General features: G+C 35.1%; 23 protein-coding genes and 2 pseudogenes. 2 read left to right on the top strand and 23 right to left on the bottom strand.

The features are described 5' to 3' along the window. Nucleotides 1-93 precede the first annotated feature (93 nt). From A5866_RS17095 to A5866_RS15935, 15 genes are all read right to left on the bottom strand, one after another. On the bottom strand, nt 94-171 hold the full coding sequence (locus tag A5866_RS17095) for a pentapeptide repeat-containing protein (protein ID WP_422389676.1): 78 nt from the start codon (nt 169-171) through the stop codon (nt 94-96). A 116-nt stretch (nt 172-287) separates the two neighbouring features. Then, nucleotides 288-791 carry a hypothetical protein gene (locus A5866_RS16000; RefSeq protein ID WP_339099691.1) on the bottom strand — a complete coding sequence of 168 codons (504 nt, stop codon included), beginning with the start codon at nt 789-791 and terminating at the stop codon, nt 288-290. Nucleotides 792-803: 12 nt separating this feature from the next. Beyond that, a complete protein-coding gene (locus A5866_RS15995; RefSeq protein WP_140335138.1) occupies nt 804-1,265 on the bottom strand; it encodes a hypothetical protein in 462 nt (153 codons plus the stop codon). Between the two features lie 74 nt (nt 1,266-1,339). After that, the gene (locus A5866_RS15990; RefSeq protein WP_086444844.1) at nt 1,340-2,215 is read right to left on the bottom strand and encodes a T7SS effector LXG polymorphic toxin; all 876 of its coding nucleotides are present in this window, start codon (nt 2,213-2,215) and stop codon (nt 1,340-1,342) included. 358 nt (nt 2,216-2,573) lie between these two features. Next, nucleotides 2,574-2,786: a DUF3130 domain-containing protein gene (locus A5866_RS15985; protein WP_086444845.1), complete on the bottom strand. Its 213-nt coding sequence runs from the start codon at nt 2,784-2,786 to the stop codon at nt 2,574-2,576. Between the two features lie 238 nt (nt 2,787-3,024). Beyond that, nucleotides 3,025-4,539, bottom strand: a complete 1,515-nt coding sequence (locus tag A5866_RS15980) for a hypothetical protein (RefSeq protein ID WP_086444846.1) — start codon at nt 4,537-4,539, stop codon at nt 3,025-3,027. 494 nt (nt 4,540-5,033) lie between these two features. Continuing rightward, a complete protein-coding gene (locus A5866_RS15975) occupies nt 5,034-5,282 on the bottom strand; it encodes a helix-turn-helix transcriptional regulator (protein ID WP_086280723.1) in 249 nt (82 codons plus the stop codon). 484 nt (nt 5,283-5,766) lie between these two features. Further along, on the bottom strand, nt 5,767-6,123 hold the full coding sequence (locus tag A5866_RS15970) for a DUF2200 domain-containing protein (protein WP_086444847.1): 357 nt from the start codon (nt 6,121-6,123) through the stop codon (nt 5,767-5,769). Between the two features lie 73 nt (nt 6,124-6,196). Beyond that, on the bottom strand, nt 6,197-6,454 hold the full coding sequence (locus tag A5866_RS15965; RefSeq protein WP_086444848.1) for a hypothetical protein: 258 nt from the start codon (nt 6,452-6,454) through the stop codon (nt 6,197-6,199). A 145-nt stretch (nt 6,455-6,599) separates the two neighbouring features. Then, nucleotides 6,600-6,770 (bottom strand): DUF3784 domain-containing protein, encoded by a 171-nt coding sequence (locus A5866_RS15960; RefSeq protein ID WP_140335167.1) that lies wholly within the window; start codon nt 6,768-6,770, stop codon nt 6,600-6,602. Nucleotides 6,771-6,889: 119 nt separating this feature from the next. After that, nucleotides 6,890-8,059 (bottom strand): amidohydrolase, encoded by a 1,170-nt coding sequence (locus tag A5866_RS15955; protein ID WP_086444849.1) that lies wholly within the window; start codon nt 8,057-8,059, stop codon nt 6,890-6,892. A 56-nt stretch (nt 8,060-8,115) separates the two neighbouring features. Then, nucleotides 8,116-9,315: an MFS transporter gene (locus tag A5866_RS15950; protein WP_086280713.1), complete on the bottom strand. Its 1,200-nt coding sequence runs from the start codon at nt 9,313-9,315 to the stop codon at nt 8,116-8,118. Between the two features lie 595 nt (nt 9,316-9,910). Continuing rightward, entirely contained in the window at nt 9,911-10,138 is a 228-nt protein-coding gene (locus A5866_RS15945; protein WP_086280709.1) for a hypothetical protein, read from the bottom strand. A 72-nt stretch (nt 10,139-10,210) separates the two neighbouring features. Further along, entirely contained in the window at nt 10,211-10,639 is a 429-nt protein-coding gene (locus A5866_RS15940; protein ID WP_086444850.1) for a GNAT family N-acetyltransferase, read from the bottom strand. Between the two features lie 21 nt (nt 10,640-10,660). Further along, nucleotides 10,661-11,602: a helix-turn-helix transcriptional regulator gene (locus A5866_RS15935; protein WP_140335139.1), complete on the bottom strand. Its 942-nt coding sequence runs from the start codon at nt 11,600-11,602 to the stop codon at nt 10,661-10,663. Nucleotides 11,603-11,669: 67 nt separating this feature from the next. On the opposite strand from A5866_RS15935, the gene A5866_RS15930 reads away from it, so the two are divergent. Continuing rightward, a complete protein-coding gene (locus A5866_RS15930; protein WP_086444852.1) occupies nt 11,670-13,895 on the top strand; it encodes an ATP-binding cassette domain-containing protein in 2,226 nt (741 codons plus the stop codon). A gap of 55 nt (nt 13,896-13,950) precedes the next feature. On the opposite strand, the gene A5866_RS15925 is transcribed toward A5866_RS15930, so the two are convergent. The 6 genes and pseudogenes from A5866_RS15925 to A5866_RS15900 all read right to left on the bottom strand — a co-directional run bounded on the left by A5866_RS15925 (nt 13,951) and on the right by A5866_RS15900 (nt 19,473). Further along, complete coding sequence (locus A5866_RS15925) at nt 13,951-14,223, bottom strand: SHOCT domain-containing protein (RefSeq protein ID WP_086280696.1); 273 nt, start codon at nt 14,221-14,223, stop codon at nt 13,951-13,953. 81 nt (nt 14,224-14,304) lie between these two features. Beyond that, nucleotides 14,305-15,351: a hypothetical protein gene (locus tag A5866_RS15920; protein WP_086280693.1), complete on the bottom strand. Its 1,047-nt coding sequence runs from the start codon at nt 15,349-15,351 to the stop codon at nt 14,305-14,307. Nucleotides 15,352-15,376: 25 nt separating this feature from the next. Further along, nucleotides 15,377-16,078: a response regulator transcription factor gene (locus tag A5866_RS15915; protein WP_086444853.1), complete on the bottom strand. Its 702-nt coding sequence runs from the start codon at nt 16,076-16,078 to the stop codon at nt 15,377-15,379. Between the two features lie 13 nt (nt 16,079-16,091). Then, complete coding sequence (locus A5866_RS15910; RefSeq protein WP_086444854.1) at nt 16,092-17,555, bottom strand: sensor histidine kinase; 1,464 nt, start codon at nt 17,553-17,555, stop codon at nt 16,092-16,094. Nucleotides 17,556-17,621: 66 nt separating this feature from the next. Continuing rightward, nucleotides 17,622-18,587, bottom strand: a pseudogene (locus A5866_RS15905) (DUF4822 domain-containing protein). Between the two features lie 178 nt (nt 18,588-18,765). Further along, on the bottom strand, nt 18,766-19,473 hold the full coding sequence (locus A5866_RS15900) for a DUF975 family protein (protein WP_086444855.1): 708 nt from the start codon (nt 19,471-19,473) through the stop codon (nt 18,766-18,768). Nucleotides 19,474-19,811: 338 nt separating this feature from the next. Between A5866_RS15900 and A5866_RS15895 the strand changes: the two are divergent. After that, a pseudogene (locus A5866_RS15895) lies at nt 19,812-20,233 on the top strand (DUF3955 domain-containing protein). A 110-nt stretch (nt 20,234-20,343) separates the two neighbouring features. Here the strand turns inward: A5866_RS15895 and A5866_RS15890 are convergent. Both A5866_RS15890 and A5866_RS15885 read right to left on the bottom strand, forming a co-directional pair. Further along, nucleotides 20,344-21,729, bottom strand: a complete 1,386-nt coding sequence (locus tag A5866_RS15890) for an aldehyde dehydrogenase family protein (protein WP_086444856.1) — start codon at nt 21,727-21,729, stop codon at nt 20,344-20,346. A 382-nt stretch (nt 21,730-22,111) separates the two neighbouring features. Further along, nucleotides 22,112-22,510, bottom strand: a complete 399-nt coding sequence (locus A5866_RS15885; protein ID WP_086444857.1) for a hypothetical protein — start codon at nt 22,508-22,510, stop codon at nt 22,112-22,114. Nucleotides 22,511-22,569: the final 59 nt, after the last annotated feature.

Below are 22,569 nucleotides of genomic sequence, written 5' to 3'. Positions count from 1 at the left end.
TAAATAAGTATTACTCAAAGAATTTTTTAGGATTAAACCATTTGCAATAATACTTTCAATCCCGATTACTTCTTTAAAGTAACAATCAATATATTACAAAGAATCCAAAGATGCATTTGAAAAATCAATATTGCTAAATACTGAATTTGAAAAATAACATTTTTTGAAAATTTGTGTTTTTTATAGCTACATTAACAAATTTATTTTCATAAATATTAGACCTGAAAAATTCACAATCAATTATTTTCGAATTTTTATAAGTTCTTTATCAGAAAAGCATGTTTCTGTCATTTAATTTCTTTTAATTGTATCTCTAATTTTTGAATGTATTCATTCGTTGCGCTGTTTAATTTTTTCAATTCTGATAAATATTGTTCTCCTTTCAAAACTAACTCTTTTTGAAAATCTTGAACTTTTACAGTTTTTTCCCATATTTTAGTTTTTTCATCTAGATTTATATCTGTTTCAACTGAGTGACTTCCATCAGGTTTATTCGCATAGATTTCACTAATTTGAATATTTTCCTTATCGGTTATCATCTTTATCCATATTTCCGATGTCTCTACATCACTGATATAAACTATATTGTTATTTTTAAGCAATATAAATGCTTGAACAAAATTACTGAACCAGTCATAAATATTCATTGATAGTATATCCAATTCAATATCTTCTCTGTACTCTCCGTATGTTTTATCATCCACACAAAATTGAAAATACCCATACTCACCTTTTAGATCATCATCATCTTCAATATAGGAAGTGAAAATTTTAAACTTAATGTTAATCATTATATCTCACCTTTACTTTCTAAAATCACTTACTGATAATTTGTGACTTCCAAATGCTGTATCCAAAACCCCATCATTTTTGATAACAATAGTAATCTTTTCTCCTGCAATCTCATAAACATGTTTACCTGTTTTCCCCTGTGTTAATAAATCATTATATGCTATTTCAACATATTTGTTCATATCATTAGTAGACCATTCAGGATTGAAAAAGCTATTTTTTTCTAATTTTTGTGCTAACTGACTATCAGTCAGATAATCTGCTTGCTTTCTAAATGATTCATAATCATGTTTTGAAATGTGTTTCTTAATATTCTTTCCTAAAGGATTTTTAATTTCAACATTAGGAAATTTAGCTCCACTACCTTTCTCCACTATCTTAACCCGTTCACCAGATTTTTCCAAATCCCTTAACATTTCCAACTCTTTGGCAGTCAACTTCACGCCATCTAACAAATGATCCCCTTTTTTCATCAACTTCGCCGCTTTAATAACATCCTTCACCTTATCAACGGGCGTAACTGCTAAAATAAGAAAAATACTCGACTTCACTTTTGCCCAGTACTTGATCCATCATCCAACAAAACTTCCACATCATCTAAATTAAGCAACATCTTGATTGTCTCAGGTCCAAGTTTCTTCAACATTTCCCAATCTTGTTTCGCTAACAACTTATTATAGTCAAGTGTTCGTCCTTCATCCAGTTTTCCATTTTTATAAATCGCAAACTGTTTTCCATCATGATCTTCATGAATCACAACGATCTCATAGCGGTCTTCTTTATTCTTCTCATTAAATGCTTGAATGGTTTTAAACCAGTCTTGGTCTTTCCATGACATTTTCTTATAGCCATTGACACCGCCAATAAAATTGCCTGCGTTTCCCAGGACTGCTAAGCCTTGTTCAATCGAAGAAATCACTGTTTGAACCTCTGAAAAATCACTTCCGTGTGCGGCTTCAAAGGTTTGATACTTTTCTAAAATCTCGATTTCTTTGGCTTTTCCAAGCATGCTTCGTTCCATGAAAAACTTATTGATAAATGGGACATTTTCAAACGCTTTCGCTGCTGCTTCCATCAAGATATCATTCTCAGCTTGTAGGCTTCTTAATTCTGATTTTAATCGTTCTAAATGGTCTGTATCCAACTGATTTTCAGCGGCACCGACTTCAGATGTAAAAGCCGAGACATATTCAGTTGTTACATCATCGACTTCATAGAGTGCGTTAAAGATCGCATCTGACATCGTCGTATAACCGTCAAAATAATCTATAGAAGAATCCCAACCTGTCCCAGATAATTCTTTCGCTCCTTTAAATTGTTGCTGAGCTTGGTTGAATGATTTAAACTGGCTGACGATTTTTAAGCGTTGCATTGTGATTTCACTTGATAGTTCAGTCCATTCACTATAATCAATTTTCGGCATCTTGTTCCTCCACTTCTTTTCGTTGAAGGAGGATGAGGTCTTCTTGTAACTGCTCTTGTTTTCTTTGTTCTGATTTGCTTAGTATATGTAACTCTTCTTGTCCTTCTTCGAAATGGCGCATGATTGAATGCTGTTCTTGTTCTAAATCCTCTAAATCGATGGTTGCCGAACATTCTGCATGCGTTCCTTTGCTGTAATAGAGGATTTCATTTAAGACTTCTCTTTGTCTTTGATGTAAACGAGCAATATCCTATATCAGATGTGTCGTTTCATTTTCTTTCTCTTTCAAGTCCCTCACACGATCTTCTGTTTCATCTGCCTGCCACCGTAGTTTTCTTCTCTTGTCCTCAATCATCATCTAGCTTTTCCCTCTTTCCGCTTTTTCAATCGCTTGATGGATCGTCATCAGTTTTTGTACAACACTAGATGCATAGCTTTCAAAATTACTGATACTTGAGGATAAAAAGGTTAAACTACTCTTCAATCCTGATGCGGCAGAACTTTGAGAGAAGGAAAAGGATTTTTTCGGTGAAAAAGAGACATCGGATAAGCTACTAGTAAATTGATTCATAAGGTTGCTTACAACACCCTGCCTGGTCCGTGCTAATTTTCGTCATTTTAAAACTCCTTTTTAACTTTTAGTTTTATAATACAATCTTATCATTAACTAAATAGATAAAAAAAAGCGAAATAATACTATTATAGTAAAATTTCACTCTTTTTTTTTGTAATGTTATTTATCAATCATAATGAAAAACATGTTAATAAACGAGCCAATTGAGAACTCTTTCTTTAATTACTCAGTCTATTTACCTAGCTCTTAAAACTTGCCGCAACACCTCCAAAACCCTTGCCGAATATTCCTCATAATTCTTATTCATCAAATAAGCAAGCTCCACCTTATCCTTCAAACTAAACTTAAAAAAGAACCGCCGATTCCAGCTAAGTATCCATCCAGCAAGCTGTAGTTCAATCTTATCTTTCACTAACTGGTCTGACGCATACACGTATAATGTAACCAAATCGTAAAAGTAATCCTTACGACTTTCCTCACCAAGAATGTTGATAATACTTAGTTGAGAACGTGTTTCTTTTTTCTCTTTAAATAGAGGGATCAACCACTCTTTGATACTCAATGAATAGTGTTTGATCAACTGAGCTACTGCTTTATTTCTCACATCCCTTGACGGATCCGATAAACAGTCAATATAAACTGGCAGTTGTTCATTAAAAGGTAAACAGTCTATCCAATTCAATACGGATACTCTGATTTTCTTTTCTCTTGAGTTGATCAGTGGTAACATTCGTTCTTGGTCTCTCTTATCTTGCAAAATTGCTAAACCATGAATCGCATTGATTGGATTATCCTTTAAATGTTGGAGATAGTATTCTCTGCAGTCGATTTCAGGGAACTGTTTTTTCACATAATTAAGCGCTAAATAGTTGATTGCAACGTTTTGATCCAATAATTTGGGAATCATTCGCTCCTCTTTCATTCGGTTGTTGTAACACCATTCACATGCTAATTTTCGAATAACCATTTGCGGATGACTTAATAAATAAGCAAGATACTCATTTTCCCACTGATCTTCTTTTAGTATTTCATTAAATGTCCACCTTAGAATCATTCTGTCTTTTTTGCCTAGACCATTTTTTATTACCTGTACTCTATGTTGTTCTTTGAGTTGAAAACTTAACTCAAATCCATATCTAGAAATATAGATATCCTGGCTTTCTTGTGCTTTTTCTAACAAACTAAACCGATTTAATAAATTGGTATTTAATCGATCGTACACGTCTAAATTTTCTTTTTGCTCTAACTCTTTTAAACGTTTGATTAAAGGGAAAGAAAAAAGAATTGTTGCTTCATTTTCCTGCATAAATCTATTGATGATTGCTTGTTCTGCGAGTTTTCTTATTTTTTTAACGTGGTCATTTAATGTAAGAAGTAAGAAGGGGAGCGTATTTTCAAAAGATTCCATACTCATTTTTTTCAATGCACATTCTCTGACATAGCCATTTGGATGACAAACTAGCCACGACCAAAATGAAGCAGAATTATTACTGGAAAGACTAGTCCCTATTGATTCATTAATATCAAACCAATTCCAGTCACTTGGCCCATATGAAAAAGCACGTAATTCCTTAAATGTTTTTAAAAAAGCTTTAGGCGTTTGCTCTTCCAGAAGCTGACTTAGATACTTTGTATAGGTTAGTCGATTTTCTTGATTGAATATGATTTTTTTATAGCAGTACTTGATTGCTGCGGCTGTACTTTTAATTTCTGATTGTTCCATTTGTAATACCAACAACGTTTGATTCATTTTATTTCCTCACTTATTTCTATTTATGAACTATCATTTTATTCCTTGCTATTATTTTAACATAAGATATTCCCTCGTTATGAGCAGCTCATTAAACAATGAACTTCTAAAGCGGAAATCAGAATTTCTAATTGAAATGATGAATGATTTCATAATTCCAAGTGTTGAATCTCTCTATACTTATAATGAATTGAATACAACTATTTATTAATACATCGAACAGCTTTTAGGGTGGAAGCCATTCTATACCAATTTAGACTTGGTCATTGATAGTGCTTGGCAATGGTACGCGACACATCCAAATGGATATTAAATAATATACTAAATAATTTTAAACTAAAAAAGATCTGGATGTAAGATTTTTCAACCTTACATTCAGACTTTTTCTTTATGTTTATTTATAAAATTATCGTCTTTGGCCAACTACTAAAGCTAATAAGACAATCAACTTATTATCCTCCTCACTTTGATGTTGATTTATCGCAGTATAAACCCTAATTGTCCAACCATTTATCATCCCTCTTGATTTCATCACTAACCATCAAATCATTTCTTTTTAAAATTTCATCTAATGAAAAATCAAAAAAGGAACTCAGTTCAATCAGGGTATCAATATTAGGATATGATTTTTCATTTTCCCAACGTGAAACAGTTTGCCTTGTTACATGGAACTTAGCTGCTACTTGTTGCTGTGTTAACTTCTTTTGTTCTCTGCGGATTTTCAACAATTTTCCAATCTCCATAATATGTCACCCTACCTTCAAAACGTTTTTTATATGTCAAACTTTCTCATGATTTCACATAAAAAACTACGTAACAAATGCCCTTGATTCTATCCCTCTCATTTCCTTTGTTGAGGAACTTCCTTGATCAAACAAGTGATTTCCTCGACAATCATAAAAAATGTATTTCTTCATAGCCACCCCTCCATTTTATGTTATCTTAAATATCACATATTAGGGCAGAATTAAAAAGCAATTTTGGTGTTACATCGTGTTATATTCATGATTTTATGAGTGTTTTTCATTATTATTTGTTATTTTTTCCACACTTATCTAATACTTACAATAGACTAGCATGATCGATTACAATTGCATGTTTCCTACAGGCCTCTTTTTAGCTTGTTCATTGTTAAAATAAAAAACAGCTCTATCGCTTCAGACTAGATGACTACTAGTAAGCACGCTGATATAGCTGTTTTTATTTTTTATATTCTATTATGATCGATTATTTTCTCAATATCTTTTCCATTGCTTTTCCTTTAGCTAGTTCATCAATCAATTTATCCATATAACGAATTTTCTGCATCAGTTCATCTTCTATCTCTTCTACACGGTAGCCACAAATGACGCCCTTGATCAATGAGACATTCGGATTTACTTCTGGTGCTTGCGCAAAGAATGTTTGTAAATCAACTTTATCCTCAATTTGTTTCTGTAATCCCACTTCGTCATACCCTGTCAGCCAACAAATAACTTCATCGGCTTCGGCCTTTGTCCGACCTTTTTTTTCGACTTTTTGAATGTATAACGGGTAAATACTGGCAAACGACATTGCAAATACTCTTTGATTTTTTGCGTCCATTTTTCTTCCACCTTGTAGTATCAATTTTAATTGTTGTATACTATTATAGCCTGATTTTATTCATTATTACATTTTACTGTTTTAACTTCGTCTCTTTTAGATTATTTAGCACTACAACAAGCCGATTGATTGGCTGCTTTTTAGCTTGTATGAGCACAGACGTAATTTGTTTGATTCCCATTGTTTTCTCTAGTTTTATTTTTTGATCTAGAGAAAGTGTCTTTACTGGTTTCTTTTTCTGGCCAATCGGACTAATTTGGTTGTTTTTATTTTTATCTATTCTTAATAGTAGAAAAAAGAATAAGACAATCGCCAGAATAATGATAAACATGCCTTTTCAGCTCCTTATTTACACCTTCATTGTTTGAATCTTGGCGAAGTATTGAGATAAGCGATCATCATGCCAACAAGTACAATGATCACAACGATAGCTATTAACTGTATTTCTGGAAATAAGCTCGTTAGGGCTATTAAAGCTACGGAAATAAACAGAATTCCGCCATTGCTTTGCCTAACGCTCTTTCATTTAATGTTGCTTTTTCTTGCTTAGATGCTGTATTGTAACCAGCAATCAACCATAACCATTTCCCGCGCCACAGCTGAATCCCACAAAGTATAAAAATCAGGATCATAATCAACTTTACCATTCTTTTCACCTGTCCTTTTCCATCCTCTTGTCTTCTATTTTGCCAAATTTTTTAAGTGAATACTAGCTTTTTTGTAATAAAAAGAACCTTAACTATCACGTTAAAGTCCTTTTTATCTTTTATCCTTGTCCTAAAATATCCAAAATAATCTGCGTATGCATCCCGGCACCAACAGGGAAACATTCTTCCATAATTTTAAATTTTGGATGATGATTCATATAACCACAGCCTTCTGCTGCTGTTCCACCACCTAAAATAAAGAATGAACCGGGTCTCACATCAGTGTAAGCAGAGAAATCTTCACCGCCCATCATTTTAGGGGCTTCAAACATCCGTTCTTTGCCCACAACTTTTTCAGCTGCAGCCATCACAATATCCGTTGCGTCACTATCATTATTGACCTCACTATAACCAAGTAAATAATCTAGATCATAGGTTGCATCATACATCTTACAAATGCCATCAATGATTCCTTCGATTCGTTTTTGGATAAACGCACGTACTTCTTTATTGTTCGTCCGAACTGTTCCTTGGATTTTAGCTGTATCAGGGATAACATTCGCTGTTTTCCCGGCATTGAATTCGCCAATTGAAATAACGGCATTGTCAAAAGGACTAATATTTCTAGAAACAATGTTATTCAAATTAGTGATGATCTCTACACCGATCATGATTGGGTCAACAGATAAATCAGGTGTTGAACCATGTGAACCTTTTCCTTGAATTTTCAAAGTAAAGACATCAGACGCCGCACTAGCAGGACCTTTTCTAGTTCCCACCATCCCAACTGGAATATTCGGTGCAATATGCAAACCAAAAACTTGATCTACATCATCCATCACGCCTGCTTCAACCAATAACTTAGCCCCACCCGGCGGTTCTTCTTCGGCTGGTTGGAAAATAAATTTTACTGTACCAGCGATTTTATCTTGCATACCAGTCAACGTTTTGATGGCACCTAACAACATCGCAGTATGCGTATCATGGCCACACGCATGCATCACACCAGGATTTTCAGACGGAAAATCTACATCTGCTTCTTCTACGATTGGTAATGCATCGATATCTGCTCTTAAAGCAATCGTTTTGCCTGGCTTACTCCCTTTTAAAATAGCAATCACACTATTTTCAGTCAATGAACTGACTTCTAGATTTGGAAAATCAGCAAGAACTTTTTTGATATATTTAGCTGTTTCTACTTCATGAAATGATAATTCTGGATGTTGATGCAAGTGTCTTCTCCATTTGACCATATCTGTCTGTGGCATTTTTTCTTGAATAGTTGTCATTTAAAATTCCTCCATTTTCCCTCAATCAATTATTTATATTGCTTATTCTATTTTTCTTATTTTTGCTTAATAAACATAATCGTCACAGCAGTCAGTAACCCAACAACTAAAAAGAAAATAAAGGTCGAAATATATTGTCCATTTGACAGTTCAACTAATTTTCCGATAAGCGTTGGTGAAACAAATCCCCCCAGAATTCCTCCTGTAGCCAGTGTTCCATAACTTGGTGCAAACTTGGCACCCTCAAAAATTCGTAATGGAATACTCATCATCGTAACAAATGAAATAATCAAAAAGAAGTTCGCTAGCCCCATCACGATCGATAGTAAAACAAGATTCGCAATATAATAAGAACCAAATGCGCTAAGTGCACCTAAAATAGCTGTAATAGCAACAATTGCTTTTTCTTTGTGTTGGAAAAATCGTCCCACAACATAGCTACCACCAATCGAACCAATCAACATAAATAAGCCACCTACACTACTGATCACGGCAGCACCATTCAAGTCTAGTCCTCGTTCACCAGTCAGGAAACTTGGTACCCAGCTGGACAATCCATACAATAGACAATTGATGAAGAATGAACTCAAAAACAAAATCCAAACCCGGATATCTGACCAAATCACCAAAATCGAGATTTTATCCGTTTTTGTTGCAACGGCCTCCGCCTGCTCTTTCCTTTTTTCATTTCTAGGAATAGCAATAATTAAGAAAATAGCAATCGCAACTGCTAAAGCAGTTAAAATCAGATACGCATTTTTCCAACCTGCATTAGTAATGATTGGTGACAGTGCCAATGGTCCGATAAAACCTGCTACTCCAGAGGATGAGAGTAAAATCCCTTGAGCAAATGTTCGTTTTTCAGGCGAAAAATTCATTGTGACTTCTTTACTTGCTGAAGAAGCATAACCTGAATGCGCCAATAGACCTGTTAAAAAGCGCAACGACATAAACATGATCAATGAAGTCCCAAAACCAAATAAAAATGAAAACAAGCCCATTCCTAACACCGAACCAATCAAGACCACCCTTGAACCAACTTTATTGATCACTAACCCCATTGGAATCTGCATGATGGCATACCCTAAGAAAAAAGCACTCATGATCATTCCTTTTGCTGCTGGCTCTAAGCCAAATTCAGTTGAAATTGGAATCAGTGAATAGCCCACTGAAAGCTTATCAATGTAAACCATGGTATAACCCAAAAATAATGCTACTAACAATAACCCAGTTTTCTTTGTCTCTTTTTTTTCCATAAATCCTCCTTATTTTAAAAGCTGAATGAGCCGTTTAGCATCGACGAAAATAGGAAAACATGACTGTGACGCTTTTTGTCACATTCAGGTTTTATCTTTTTTCCGAGGAGCTAGCCCGTGAAGCTAGATAGATTTAAAAGCTGAATGAGCCGTTTAGCATCGACGAAAAAATAGGAAAACATGACTGTGACGCTTTTTGTCACATTCAGGTTTTATCTTTTTTCCGAGGAGCTAGCCCGTGAAGCTAGATAGATTTAAAAGCTGAATGAGCCGTTTAGCATCGACGAAAAAATAGGAAAACATGACTGTGACGTCTTTTGTCACATTCAGGTTTTATCTTTTTTCCGAAAGGCTAGCCCGTGGAGCTGGATAACACACAGTAATAACCTTCCGCTCCATCGCATAAATAAATACCATTAGTTTAGTATAATATATTATCCCTAAAAAAAGAAGAGTAAAATGAGAAAACAATGAATAAAAGATTAGCTCAAAAACCCTCAGAATCAGGTAAATCTAATAAAAAAAACACCAATCAATAAAAACTATCGGTGTCTGGCTATATAAGTATTCATTCTTGTTACTAAAGTTACTGTACTCAGAAACTTAGCAATAAAAATAAACCTCCTAAAGCGAGTAACGTAAAAAAACCAAAAATATTATGCATGTTGATCCCAATTCCATATCCAACACGTTTAGAAATAAAATAGTGAGACTCAGAAAAATATTTCCCATTCTCTCGTTTTGATTTAATGATTGAAGGAATAGATAATATGGGATAAGCAAGTAAAATCAAAGCCACAAAACTATTTAATGTTTGATCCAAAAGAACCATCTTCTTTCAAGCATACTCCGTAATCCCCACTTTAGTACCAAATAATGCATATAGATTTTTTCTTTAATCCGTAAGTCCATTTTCTTTCATCACATCAGCCTTCACAAACTTCAACATCGCAGTTTTGCCTAAACGAAAATCAAATTTCTGATAAAAAGCCTCTTTTCCTGGTGAAGCATACAACATCACATTCAACTGTTCCATCCCTTCCAACAGATTCTCCATAATCAGCCGACCAAGCCCAGTTCCTTGGTAATCTGAATCAATCGCCACATCATAGACAGCAGCCTGATAGCAACCATCTGATAAAACACGTCCGCAACCAATCAATTGAGTATGATCTTTTGTAAAAATCCGAACAATTTTGTGACTTTTTTCAAACGCTTTTTGATGTAACTCAGGTGTGTATGTACCCATACCACATTTCTTTAACAGTTGTTGAATCTCCAGACCTTGAAGTTCTTTTTTAGTCGTGCTTACGTTGTACTCCATATTTTTCACTTTTCTCCTTTTTTATGAATAAATCTTTCTTAATTCATTTACTTTCGCTTCTAATAGACTTACCAGCTCTTTTGGTGCAGTAACTGTTGCTTCTTTCCCAATGACTAGAAAAAAATCAGCTGTATAAGCAATATCTGTCTTATCAATCGTCAGTGACAATTTACCTTGTCCTTTTTTATTTTTCTGAACCCCTTTATATAAGTAACGATTTTCTAAGCATCGCATCACACCAACCTCAGTTAAATCGGCAACTAATTCTAAAGGCTCTTGTGGCTGATACTCATTTTCCCGTTGTTGAAGTGGAATCGAGGTGGTAAATGTTTCGTTGGTCACACTTAGTGTTTGGATTCGATCGATGCGAAAATGCCGTGCTTCTTTGACTTCTTGATCTAATGCAAATAAATACCAAAAGCCATTGCTAGTGTATAGACCAATGGGTTCCAAGCTTTTTTGTGAAACCTGTTTAACGGACTGATAGCGAATAACCAACACCTTATGATCTAAGCAAGCGGTAATCAACTGGTTTAAAAATGGTGCTGAAACAGCCTGCTTCGGGACAGAAATCTGAAAATGATCTGATAACTGGAGTAACTTTCGCTTCACCTCTCTCGGTACAACTTCCAAAAGTTTTTCTTTGGCTGTGATTGTGTTGACTTTGAATGGAAAATCTTCGTAATCAGTAAGTGACTGAATCGCAAAATACAGTGAAAATAATTCCGCTTCAGTAAACAAGACTGGCGGCAAAATCTGATTAGGCAAAACACTAAAACCACCGTTACGCCCCTTTTTCGACTCAACATACAAACCTAAATCAGCTAAATCAGAGATATAACGATAAACACTACGGATCGATAGTTGAAATTCATCTGCCAATTCTTGTGCCGTAAATACTTGCTTGTTTTGAACATACCAAAGCATATCGTAAAGAAGCTTTTCTTTTTTGACTTTCCTCACTTCTTTCTATAAACTGACAATTTTTGTCATGTTTAGTCGTTATACTTAGGATAAAGGAGGAATGATCATGAGTCAAATCAAAATTCGCGGCGCACGTACAAGAAATTTAAAAAATATGGATATCACCATCGAAAAACACAAAATCAATGCTTTTGTTGGTGTTTCAGGATCGGGGAAGTCTTCATTGGTTTTTAATACGATTGCGGCCGAAGCACAACGTCAGATGAATGCAACTTATCCGAGCTATATCCGCAATCGGATGCCTCATATGGAAGCCGCGATCGTCGATTCCATTGAGAATATTTCACCTGCTGTAATCATCAATCAAAAGGCTTTAGGTGATAATATTCGTTCAACTGTAGGAACAGCAACGGACATTAATCCAACCTTACGTCTACTGTTCTCTCGGTTTGGTCAGCCCTTTGTTGGCTATTCAGATTTATTTTCCTTCAATAGTCCTACTGGTATGTGTAAAACCTGTGAGGGTTTAGGGATTGCTACTGAATTTATTTTAGAAGAGTTACTTGATTATGAGCGGTCTTTAAATCAGGGAGCAATTTGTTTTCCAACCTTTGAACCAGGTAGTTATCGTTGGAAACGTTATGTAGATTCAGGTTTATTCGATAATGACAAACCATTGAAAGAGTATACTCAAACAGAAATGAACCTGTTATTATATTCGGAAGAAATCAAGCCACCAACCCCAAATGTGGGTTGGTACAAATCGGCGACCTATGCAGGTCTGATTCCTAGAATCACTCAGTCTTTTATTCAAAATCCCTCCAAGAGTTATCGACGTTATTTACCTGACATTCGACGTATCACAAAACAAGAAAAATGTCCTGTTTGCCAAGGCTATCGTTTAAACAAACAGGCACTATCGTGCAAAATCAAAGGAAAACATATTGGTCAATGTTTAGAGATGCAATTAGATGAGTTAAGAGATTTTTTGCGTAGTTTATCTCAAGAGGGTGTTCAACAAATGTTGGACAACATCTTACAACAGCTGGATCATTTTTGTCAGGTAGGACTAGAATATCTTAGTTTGGCTCGAGAAACAGGAACGCTGTCCGGTGGTGAATCACAACGAATCAAACTGATTCGTTCAATTGGAAGCAGCCTTGCAGATTTGATGTATATTTTTGACGAACCTAGTGTAGGGCTCCATCCACAAGATATTCAAGCGATTGGACAGTTGCTTTGCGCCATTCAAGAGAAGGGCAACACAGTCTTATTGATCGATCATGATCCAGCTATTATCCAATTAGCAGATACTGTTTTTGAATTAGGTCCTAAAGCTGGTATCCATGGCGGTGAGCTAGTCAGTGTTAGCAGTTTTGAAGAATGGACTAGGCGGCAAGATTCACAAGAACCCTTAACTAGAGAGTGTCAGAATACCTCAGCCAATAGTTTTTTTTCAGTGGAGAATATTTCAAAAAATAACGTTAAGCATTTGTCTGTTCAACTGCCCAAACAACGATTGATTGCGATTACTGGTGTGGCAGGATCTGGAAAAAGTTCCTTTGCAAAAGCTTTAAAAGAACAATGTGGTGAAGAGATTTTTTATGTTTCACAAAAAAATCTACGTACAAGTCATCGTTCAACAGTTCTCTCTTCAATCAGTCTTTTTGACGAGATTCGTCAGTTATATAGCAACAAAAATCACGTTAATGCTAGTTATTTTAGCTTTAATGGTAAAGGTGCTTGCCCTGTATGTAAAGGTAAAGGCTTTATTGAAACTGAACTGGCTTTTCTTGATCCGATTCGTAGTATTTGTGAAGCGTGTCATGGAAACAAATACCGCAAAGACGTTCTGCAATACACTTACAATGGAAAAAATATTGTAGAATTACTTGAACTCTCCGTTGCAGACAGTTGTCATTTCTTTTCAACACAACAAAAAATTGCCAAACGGCTGTTTTGGCTCAATAAAATCGGCTTGGGATATCTCACATTGGGGCAAACATTAAACACTCTTTCTGGTGGAGAATTACAACGTTTAAAATTAGCTAGTAATCTTGATTGCCAAAATAAATTAATTATTTTAGACGAACCCACTACTGGATTAAGTACCCAAGATATTCAATCATTGTTACGTGTATTTGATGATTTACTTAGAAAGAATAATACACTTTTAGTGATTGAACACAATTTAGACTTGATTCGCCTGGCGGATTGGATGATTGAATTTGGCCCTAGTTCTGGTAAAAAAGGTGGGCAAGTGATTTTTGAAGGAATCCCGATTGACGCGATAAATGATCCTACATCAGTTACAGGTAGATTTTTACCATAAAAACCGGGGATGAGCCAAAAGTAAACATCACTTTTTGCTCATCCTCGGTTTTTAGTTACTTCTTCAACACTTCTTTTTTATGCAGATATTCTTCTTCAGTAAGATTTCCTTTCGCAAATTCTTCGTCTAATACGTCAAAAGCGGATGAATGTGTTGGTTGATACGGTGAATGGTTTGTTTCTCTTTGTTGATTCGTTCTATTTTTTAGAATATAAATAGCACCAATAATTACGACAGCAATTAAAATCCACCAAAGAATACCCATGCCAAACATTCCTCCTCTCATCATACCTCGACCGCCACTTAAAACAGTTGAACAATAACCCATATATAATCGCTCCTAACCTATTTTTGTTTAGTATAAAATAGAAATATGTCAAAAGTGTGTCGAATTATTCTTTTAGAAATGCTATAAGCTAATATGCTTGGTCAATTTTTGGTAAGAAGCATACGAAGGATACTTTGTCACTTCACTATTTTCAATCGTCAATGCCTGTTGATCAACAATTGCCTTAGTCAATTCATCTGAAAATGCTACAAATTCGTTATTCGTTGCTTCATTGTATTCTAAAGAATAGTATTTTGACTGACGATAATACTTTTTTAGCTGATCTGCACTAATTTTCTCAGGTTGATCTGCAAAGTATTCATCATAACGAGCACTATCGATTTTGCCATCCGTCACAGTCAATTGCAGTCTACCAATCAATCCATCACCAAAATCTTCAGCATAGCCAATGTATCTTGTTTTAGATGGTTGCTTGATCTCATCTGACAATTCTGCGGCAATCGCCATCAAGCCTTCTCTGGCTGTTGTGGAAGAACCTTTTACTGTTTCAAAATTTCCTGTAATACGATTTTCTTCCCGCATTTGCTTTTCAACAAAGGTGATACCATTGACCACTGTTACTAAAGTTGTATCAGTTCTTGGATTTTGTGCTTGAAAAAAGGCGTAATCAGACAGACGCTTATTCGCTCCAGCATATTTTGAAGCATAGTAATTTTCAGCGCCGTATTCATTAAATTCAACATTGATGATCTTATTTGTATCATCTGTTACAATTTCAACGATTCCATGATTCCCTACATCAAAATAACCATCATTAGTAAAATAGTTTCCTTCAAGTAATCCTAAAGGTGGTTGATTCGACCAGAACATTTTTTTGAGCTTTTCTTCGTAAGTATACAGGGGTTTGGGATTGGAGCCAAATGTTGTTTGGGTAGCACCAGTAACGACATCATAGTTGTATGATGTGTTCTCAAATGTGAGCTTGTTCTCCTTGTTTGCTTCTGCTGCCTCACTTGAGGCAACAGGTTCAGTTGAAGAACTATTGAAAATTGCCGGTCTTGTTGCTAGACTTGATTGTTCTGTGGTTTTTCTTTGATCTGGTTTGCATCCGACAAGTCCGATAACGCTGCCTAGGAAAAGAACAGCCAGCAGATAACTTTTTTTCATAAAATTTCTCCTTTTGATCTTCTTGTTAGGCATTAAAACGATAGCCGCTGCCCCAAATAGTTTCGATCGGAATCTCCGACAGTCTGCCTTTTTTTAGTTTTTCTCTAATTCGCCCTACATGCACAACTACTGTATAAATATCACTATCAAGCTCATCCATATCCCACACTTGTCGAAAAAGTTGTTCTTTCATCCAGACACGATTCGGATGCTCCATGAAAAAAAGTAGTAAATCAAATTCTTTGGTTGGAAAAAGGATTTCCTTCCCTAAAATAAATACTCTACGAGCACTTTTATCAATCATAATTGCTCCTCTTTCCACTGTATCATTAACTGGATCAGTTCGAGTCAATAGCTGATACCGTTTGATATGGGCTTGAACACGAGCAACTAATTCGCTTGGACTAAATGGTTTTGTCATATAATCATCTGCGCCTAGACCTAAGCCTCTGACCTTATCGATATCTTCTTTTTTAGCAGAAACGATCATCAATGGAATATTTTTCTTTTCTCTAATACGGCGACAAATTTCAAAACCATCCATTGACGGCAGCATGATATCAATCACAATCAAATCAAATTCTTCCGTTAACGCTCGATTCAGACCAACCAGTCCATCACGGGCAATTTCGGCTTTCATTTGATTAATTTCTAAATAATCTTTTTGCAATTCTGCAATACTTACATCATCTTCAATCAGTAAAATTCTGAATACTTCCTTTGACATCTGGCTGTCCTCCTCAAGCTTTTTTTAGTAAAATCGTGACCGTTGTTCCTTGGTGCAGTTCACTTTCGAGCTTCACCTGTCCTTTATGCATATCGATGATTTGCTTTACAATGGCAAGACCTAGACCGCTACCACCAGTATTCGTTGGCCGTGCTTCTTCTCCCCGATAGAAATGATCAAAAACAAAGGGTAACTGTTCAGCTGAAATCCCTTGTCCGTTATCAGTTACACGAACTTCCACCCTTTCAGAGGTTTCAGATATAGCGATTTGAATTGACAGTGCTCGATTATGTGCTTTAAATTTCAAGCTGTTTTGAAGTAAATTGATAAACACTCGATTTAACTGCATCCGATCAGCTAAGACATTACTTATCGTTGGTCCTTGAGTAACTAATTGAAGTGACACTTGCGGTTCTTGTAACTGAAATTCTTCAATAATATGTTTTAAAAATTCAATAAGATTGATTCGTTCAAAATGAAACGGAATTGCGGCTGCATCTAATTTAGAATATAAAAAGAGTTCTTCAATCAAATCATTCAATGAGAGAGCTTTAGTGTGGATCGTTTGTAAGTATTTGTCACGTTTCTCTGGTGAATCCGCTACTCCGTCCAACAATCCTTCAACATAACCGATGATCGAAGTAATCGGTGTTTTTAGATCATGGGAGATACTAGCAACAAGCTCTTTACGGTTATTTTCAAGCTTTCCTTGTTCTTCTGTTGAATGAAGCAACGCTTCCCGCATCTTTTCAAAATCATCCGTCAACTGTTTCACTTCCATCGCAGTTTGTTTCACAGGTCTATCCACAGAGGTCTCCAAATAGCCATTACTGATTTCTGACATCCCTACGCCAAGCTTTTCTAATGGTTGGATAATTGTTTTCTTTAATAGATGATTTAGAAAAAATAGTCCGCCAAGTGCTACTAGCAATATCGTTACGATGACCAGTACGCCCCACTTTGTCATAAATTCTAAAAAGTTATTTTCTTTTTTTAAAACTAATAAGCTTCCCGGTACTTGATCACTAAAATAAAAATCAAATTTCATATAACGGTACAAACGCCCCGCATTATCGATTGTTCCTCTAGTTTCAATATTATTAGCATCAAATTGGGGAAAGTGGACAATCAGTGATTTTTCTACTAAATCCTGAGAATAATAGGCGATCGTTGCTTCCTTACGTACAACGACACCCAAGGCTTCTTTTTCAAATGTTTGGATCATTTCTTTTAACTCACCAGTTGGTTCAAGTAATTGATCAGGATCAGATTTTGCTATATTGCGTAATTTGATGTAGGCTAGTTCTTCCTCTGGGCTTAATGAGCGTTGCTGTGTAAACGTCTTATACAAACCACTGGGAGTTGGTACTTTCCCAGTTGTCACATAAAAAACAATACTGATGATTGAAAAAAGTGAAAGACAAGCGATTGCTATACCGCCAATATATGAAATGAGAAATCGTTTTTTTATGGTCATTTTTTTCTCCTTTGCTTTCATTTATAAAGGAAACAATCGCTTTGCTTCACTTCTGTTCAGGTATTTTTAGAAACTAAACGCAGGGTTGAATGCGCCTGTGTGAGGTTCATGTTCTACAAATACTGTGATATCTTGACCTGCTTGATTTTTTCCAGTTCGTTCATAGGTGAATTTCTTGCTTTTCAATTCAGTTAATTCTAGCGCTGCACCATATTTATTTTGTCCAATCGATACATGAGTCCGGATTTTATTATGGTTCAATACATCAAAATAACCAAAGTCACCACGACTAACACCAGTCTCTAAATTGAAGAATTCATATTTATTCGTATCTGCAGCAAATTTTGCTAAACTAATAAAGTTTTTATTGAATGCTGTTACATCATTGCCCGACTCATCCAGCACTTTGGTCCCGTTCCATAATGTTTGACCTAAAATAGTCGCACCAGCTGTTTTTGTATCAATTTTTCCTGTAGTTGTATCTAACGGTTTTTCTTTCTCCGTAAAAGCTAACTTACTTTTATTATACGGGATATGTTCTACAAATACATCTACTTCATTTCCTGCTTTGTCTTTGCCTTTTCTAGTGTAAGTAAATTTTTTATTCGTCAATTCAGTAAGACCAACAACTGCTTGATAATTCATGGTTTCAGAAATCAACATTCGTTTTGTACCATCATTTGTAATGAAGAATGTACCACGGTCACCACGGCTTTCTTTTGTTTGAGCATCGAAAAATTCATAGCGACCCGTTTCAGCATCATATTTTGCCAAACCGATAAAGTTGGCATTTTCTGCTGTTAAATTATTCTTGTCTTTGTCATAGACCTTTGTCCCTTGCCAATCAGTTTTACCTAAAGTTTTAGTCAGTTTATCACCTTTGGTTTTGCTATTATCTCGTTTTGACTGCTCCGTTTGTTGTTGGCTGCTGCCTTTTGTCCCTAATGTCTCTTATGCTCCCACGCTACAACCTGCTAATAGTAAAACTAAACTTAAAACACCTGCGATATTTTTTTTGTTTTTCTTGTTCATGATCATTTCTCCCTTCAGTAATAAAACTGTTTTCTTATTGCTTACCTTTATTATAGAAGAGAGATGTAAACAGGTTCTAACAAGAAAATAAACAATTTATAAACAATTTTCTGCTATGTAAGGTGGAACATTTTCATCACAAAAAAACCAGAAGTCATAAACTTCTGGTTTAGCCCGCTTAAATCGCTGCTGTTTTTGGTAAATTTTCATAAAATGCTGCTTTGGTTGCAGTGATATATGGTGTTAACCATAGATAACCGATTCCTAATGTTAACATTGCTAAGAAATGCCAACCGATAAAGCTTAGGTCTAATAAGAACAATTGACCTTTATAGCCCTTCATAAGCTTTCTGCTGCGAGTGATTGAATCTAAGAATCCTGGACGTAACCCAGTTTCTTCATAACCATCATAATAAACAAAATAGGCTTGTGAATAAGAATAACCTTTGATAATTCCTGGAATAATGAATAGTAATGACCATAAAGTAACAAAAACGAGGGTCAATAGGCTAATACAAATAACACCTAAAATCACAGGTCCTGCAAAACCGCGGAATGCATCTGAAAAAGGTTTGATTTCTTGTTTTTTTCCTCTTAAAAGATCAAGGAATGTCCAAGAAATACCAGCACTAAACAACGCACCTATGATACCGCCAAAGAAACCTCCACCGCCACTGCCAGAACTACCTTCGTAGCTTGAAGTGCCGTTTACAAAATCAGGGTTGTTTTGAATGAATGTAATGGTTGGTAATAATAATAGAAAAAATATAAGTAGTCCGATTGCAATTGAAACTAATGTCGGTACCAAACACATCAACACACTGTCTTTCCAACGTCCCCGTAAAATGTCTTTTGCTTCGTTTTTTAATTCAGCTCTTGTTTTCATAAAATTTTCCTCCTTTCATTTCATTAGTTTTAGTATATCAAATAAATCATCTTAAAAGAAAACATATGCATTTTACCATTTTTTATTTAGTACAGATTATTTTTAATTAAGTTACCTTATATCAATCTATCATAAATCAGAGATGCTATAATTTATTTATACGAAAAATTTACTACTTAGAGTGGATCTGCTACTCACCAAAAATCGCATTTTCACAGCTATACTGGCGAAGCATGGAACTCTTTCCTTCTATATACTCACTCTGCAGGCTATGCTTTCTTAAATATAACAAGATATCTCTTTATGCTTAAAGTACATTAACGAAAGGAATTTAGACTATGGAATTTGGAGAAAAGATCAAAGAGTTAAGAACAAAAAATCAGTTAACACAAGAAAAATTTGCGATCCGTTTGAATGTGACCCGACAAGCGGTCTCAAACTGGGAAAATAACCGAAATCTTCCCGATCTTGAATTATTGATCCTGATTTCTAGTATTTTTTATATTTCGCTTGATGAATTGATTCTAGGAGGAAGTAATGTGAATAATATGACTGAAAATCTAATCAAGGACGGTAGTAAGACACGACGAGCAAAACTAAATATGATCACCACATTGATTGGGAGTTTTTTGGTTTTGCCTGTTTTTTCATCAAAATGAATTCAGTCGAATATATCGATAAAACAGGTATTTTACACGAAAATTTTTACCTTTTACCGATTGGATTTCTTTTCCTTTTTGCGGGAATATTGTCTTTTTAGTAACGGGGATTAGATTTATTATAGAGATTGTTCGTATAAAGGTAGAGAAAACAAACTAAATAAGCTTAAAGCGCAAGTTTAAATAATCTGCGCTTTAAGCTTTATTCTATTTACAATAAACGTTTGATCCAATCGAATTTCTTCTGATCATAAGGCGGATAAATCAATTTTGCCATTGAGTCTTTTCTACCAAAAACAACTGATTTCTTATGAGAGAATGTTTCAATACTATATTTACCGTGATAATTCCCCATTCCAGAAGCTCCAACTCCTCCAAATGGTAAATCATCGTTGGCTACATGAAGAATCGTTTGATTGATTCCACCACCGCCAAATGAAAGTTCATGTAAAATCTGTTTTTGAATTGTTCGATCATCTGAGAATAAATATACTGCTAAAGGTTTCTCCCCTTCTTTAACAAATTGAATGGCCTCACTTAATTGACCATATGTGCAGATTGGTAATAAAGGTCCAAATATTTCTTCTTTCATCAAACTATTCTCACGAGTCAAGCCAATGTCAAATAGACTTGGCGCGACAAATCTTGTTTTCAGATCATAATCTCCTCCATAAATAAGAGAGTGACGATTTTCCTCGATTAATTGGATAAACTTATCAATCGATGAGCCCTGAACGATACGACCATAATCTGAGTTTTCTTGAATCGATTGACCGTAGAATTCGATAATTTTTTCTTTCAATACTTTGATGAATTGGTTTTTGACTTTTTCATCCACCAAGACATAATCTGTTGCAATACATGTTTGACCAGTATTCAATAATTTACTCCAAATGATTCGTTCAGCTGCAATTTCTATGTCAGCCTGTTCCGTTACGATTGCTGGACTTTTTCCTCCAAGTTCTAAGACAACTGGCGTTAAGTTTTTGGCCGCAGCTTCCATAACAATTTTCCCAACTTTAGTACTTCCTGTAAAAAAGATGAAATCCATACGCTCTTTTAAGACTGACGCATTATCAATAGAATTGGGCGATAGCACTTTGACATATTCCTCATCAAACGTTTCTCCAAGAATTGCACCAATCACCGCTGCTACATTGGGTGTTTTTGATGATGGTTTTACAATAGCACAATTGCCAGCAGCAAGAGCTCCTATCAAAGGAACAAGCGTCAATTGAAGCGGATAATTAAAGGGACCGATAATATAGACCGTTCCGAAAGGCTCTAAGAAAACCGTATTTTTGTTTAGTAAAGATGAAACTGCTCTTGGTTTATTTACAGGTTTCGTCCATTTATCTAGATTTTTAAGCATATCATTAATGGCAGAAAGAACTAGGCCTAACTCGGTAGCGTATACTTCTGCTTTAGGCTTTTTAAGATCTTTTTCAAAGGCCCAATAGAAATCTTCTTCGTGTTTTTTAACGTTTATTAGTAGCCGCTCAAGTTGTTCTTTTCTATATGAGATTGATTTTGTTTGGTTTGTGTTAAAGAAAGTATGTTGCTTTTTCATAATTGCTTGGAGATCAGATTGATTCATGGTAAGTCCTCCTCATTCTCTTTTAAGTATAGCATCGATTTTTTTATTTGAATAATAGAAGCCTGTCTTTATTGCTCAACCACTCTTTCTAAAATCAACGGTCGTGCCATTGTCCCTAAACTTTACTGAGTTGTAAAAAATTAATTAGCATCTTCGTTTTTTCATAAGTAGAAAATTTATGTCTGATTACCTTGGTCTCATTTAAGTAGTTTAACTTTGTTTGTCCATTTCAATCATTAGTCGGAATGTTTCAACTTCATTAGTATTTTCATCTTTCATTTTCAACAGCTCTACTTTATTAAAATCAAACGTAGGCTTCATTTGTATTAATACTGGAGTTCATCTGACTTTCATCGACCTAAAATACTTTCTTGGGATAGTATCAGTTCCTTTTTAAATTGATAGGGGCTAAATCTCCTCCTAAAATCAATTCATCTCCACTTTGCTCAACTTCATAATGAGGGTAAACGATAACCTCTTCTTCTTTCACTTCAAAAATGTAGTGAAATGTTTTATCATTCTTTTGATGTGTAAACACTCTATTATCTTCTGTGTACTCAATCTCCAGTTTCGTTGAATTGAAATTCAATACGTCATCATCATAAGTTATGTCATATTTTCCATAATCATAATTCTCTGCAAACCACAAACCAACTAAAGCATGTACTAACTTTTTATCATGATTTTTTTTCGTGTTGTACGTTTTTTCTTTTTTAGCAATACATGAAGCTACCGTGAGTAAAACGGACAATACGAATAGAACCTTCAATTTATTTTTCATTTTACCAACCTCTCTTTTAAAAAGTTGTTTTGTTATCCTAATATTTACCTAATAGAATA

This window comes from Enterococcus sp. 12C11_DIV0727, from assembly GCF_002148425.2.
GTDB classification, from domain to species: domain Bacteria; phylum Bacillota; class Bacilli; order Lactobacillales; family Enterococcaceae; genus Enterococcus_L; species Enterococcus_L lemimoniae.
Note: the sequence above shows the minus strand (reverse complement) of the source record. Positions and strands in the feature narration are given on the sequence as shown.

Excerpts from the sequence above, each read along its gene's own strand:
- A5866_RS15950 (WP_086280713.1), bottom strand. The coding sequence starts at position 9,315 with ATGGAAAAAAAAGAGACAAAGAAAACTGGGTTATTGTTAGTAGCATTA.
- A5866_RS15965 (WP_086444848.1), bottom strand. The coding sequence starts at position 6,454 with ATGTTTATCATTATTCTGGCGATTGTCTTATTCTTTTTTCTACTATTA.
- A5866_RS16000 (WP_339099691.1), bottom strand. The coding sequence starts at position 791 with ATGATTAACATTAAGTTTAAAATTTTCACTTCCTATATTGAAGATGAT.
- A5866_RS15985 (WP_086444845.1), bottom strand. The coding sequence starts at position 2,786 with ATGAATCAATTTACTAGTAGCTTATCCGATGTCTCTTTTTCACCGAAA.
- A5866_RS15940 (WP_086444850.1), bottom strand. The coding sequence starts at position 10,639 with ATGGAGTACAACGTAAGCACGACTAAAAAAGAACTTCAAGGTCTGGAG.
- A5866_RS15915 (WP_086444853.1), bottom strand. The coding sequence starts at position 16,078 with ATGTCAAAGGAAGTATTCAGAATTTTACTGATTGAAGATGATGTAAGT.
- A5866_RS15920 (WP_086280693.1), bottom strand. The coding sequence starts at position 15,351 with ATGAAAAAAAGTTATCTGCTGGCTGTTCTTTTCCTAGGCAGCGTTATC.
- A5866_RS15925 (WP_086280696.1), bottom strand. The coding sequence starts at position 14,223 with ATGGGTTATTGTTCAACTGTTTTAAGTGGCGGTCGAGGTATGATGAGA.
- A5866_RS15890 (WP_086444856.1), bottom strand. The coding sequence starts at position 21,729 with ATGAATCAATCTGATCTCCAAGCAATTATGAAAAAGCAACATACTTTC.
- A5866_RS15955 (WP_086444849.1), bottom strand. The coding sequence starts at position 8,059 with ATGACAACTATTCAAGAAAAAATGCCACAGACAGATATGGTCAAATGG.
- A5866_RS15910 (WP_086444854.1), bottom strand. The coding sequence starts at position 17,555 with ATGACCATAAAAAAACGATTTCTCATTTCATATATTGGCGGTATAGCA.
- A5866_RS15990 (WP_086444844.1), bottom strand. The coding sequence starts at position 2,215 with ATGCCGAAAATTGATTATAGTGAATGGACTGAACTATCAAGTGAAATC.
- A5866_RS15900 (WP_086444855.1), bottom strand. The coding sequence starts at position 19,473 with ATGAAAACAAGAGCTGAATTAAAAAACGAAGCAAAAGACATTTTACGG.
- A5866_RS15970 (WP_086444847.1), bottom strand. The coding sequence starts at position 6,123 with ATGGACGCAAAAAATCAAAGAGTATTTGCAATGTCGTTTGCCAGTATT.
- A5866_RS15960 (WP_140335167.1), bottom strand. The coding sequence starts at position 6,770 with ATGGTAAAGTTGATTATGATCCTGATTTTTATACTTTGTGGGATTCAG.
- A5866_RS15975 (WP_086280723.1), bottom strand. The coding sequence starts at position 5,282 with ATGGAGATTGGAAAATTGTTGAAAATCCGCAGAGAACAAAAGAAGTTA.
- A5866_RS15930 (WP_086444852.1), top strand. The coding sequence starts at position 11,670 with ATGAGTCAAATCAAAATTCGCGGCGCACGTACAAGAAATTTAAAAAAT.
- A5866_RS15885 (WP_086444857.1), bottom strand. The coding sequence starts at position 22,510 with ATGAAAAATAAATTGAAGGTTCTATTCGTATTGTCCGTTTTACTCACG.
- A5866_RS15995 (WP_140335138.1), bottom strand. The coding sequence starts at position 1,265 with ATGAAAAAAGGGGATCATTTGTTAGATGGCGTGAAGTTGACTGCCAAA.
- A5866_RS15980 (WP_086444846.1), bottom strand. The coding sequence starts at position 4,539 with ATGAATCAAACGTTGTTGGTATTACAAATGGAACAATCAGAAATTAAA.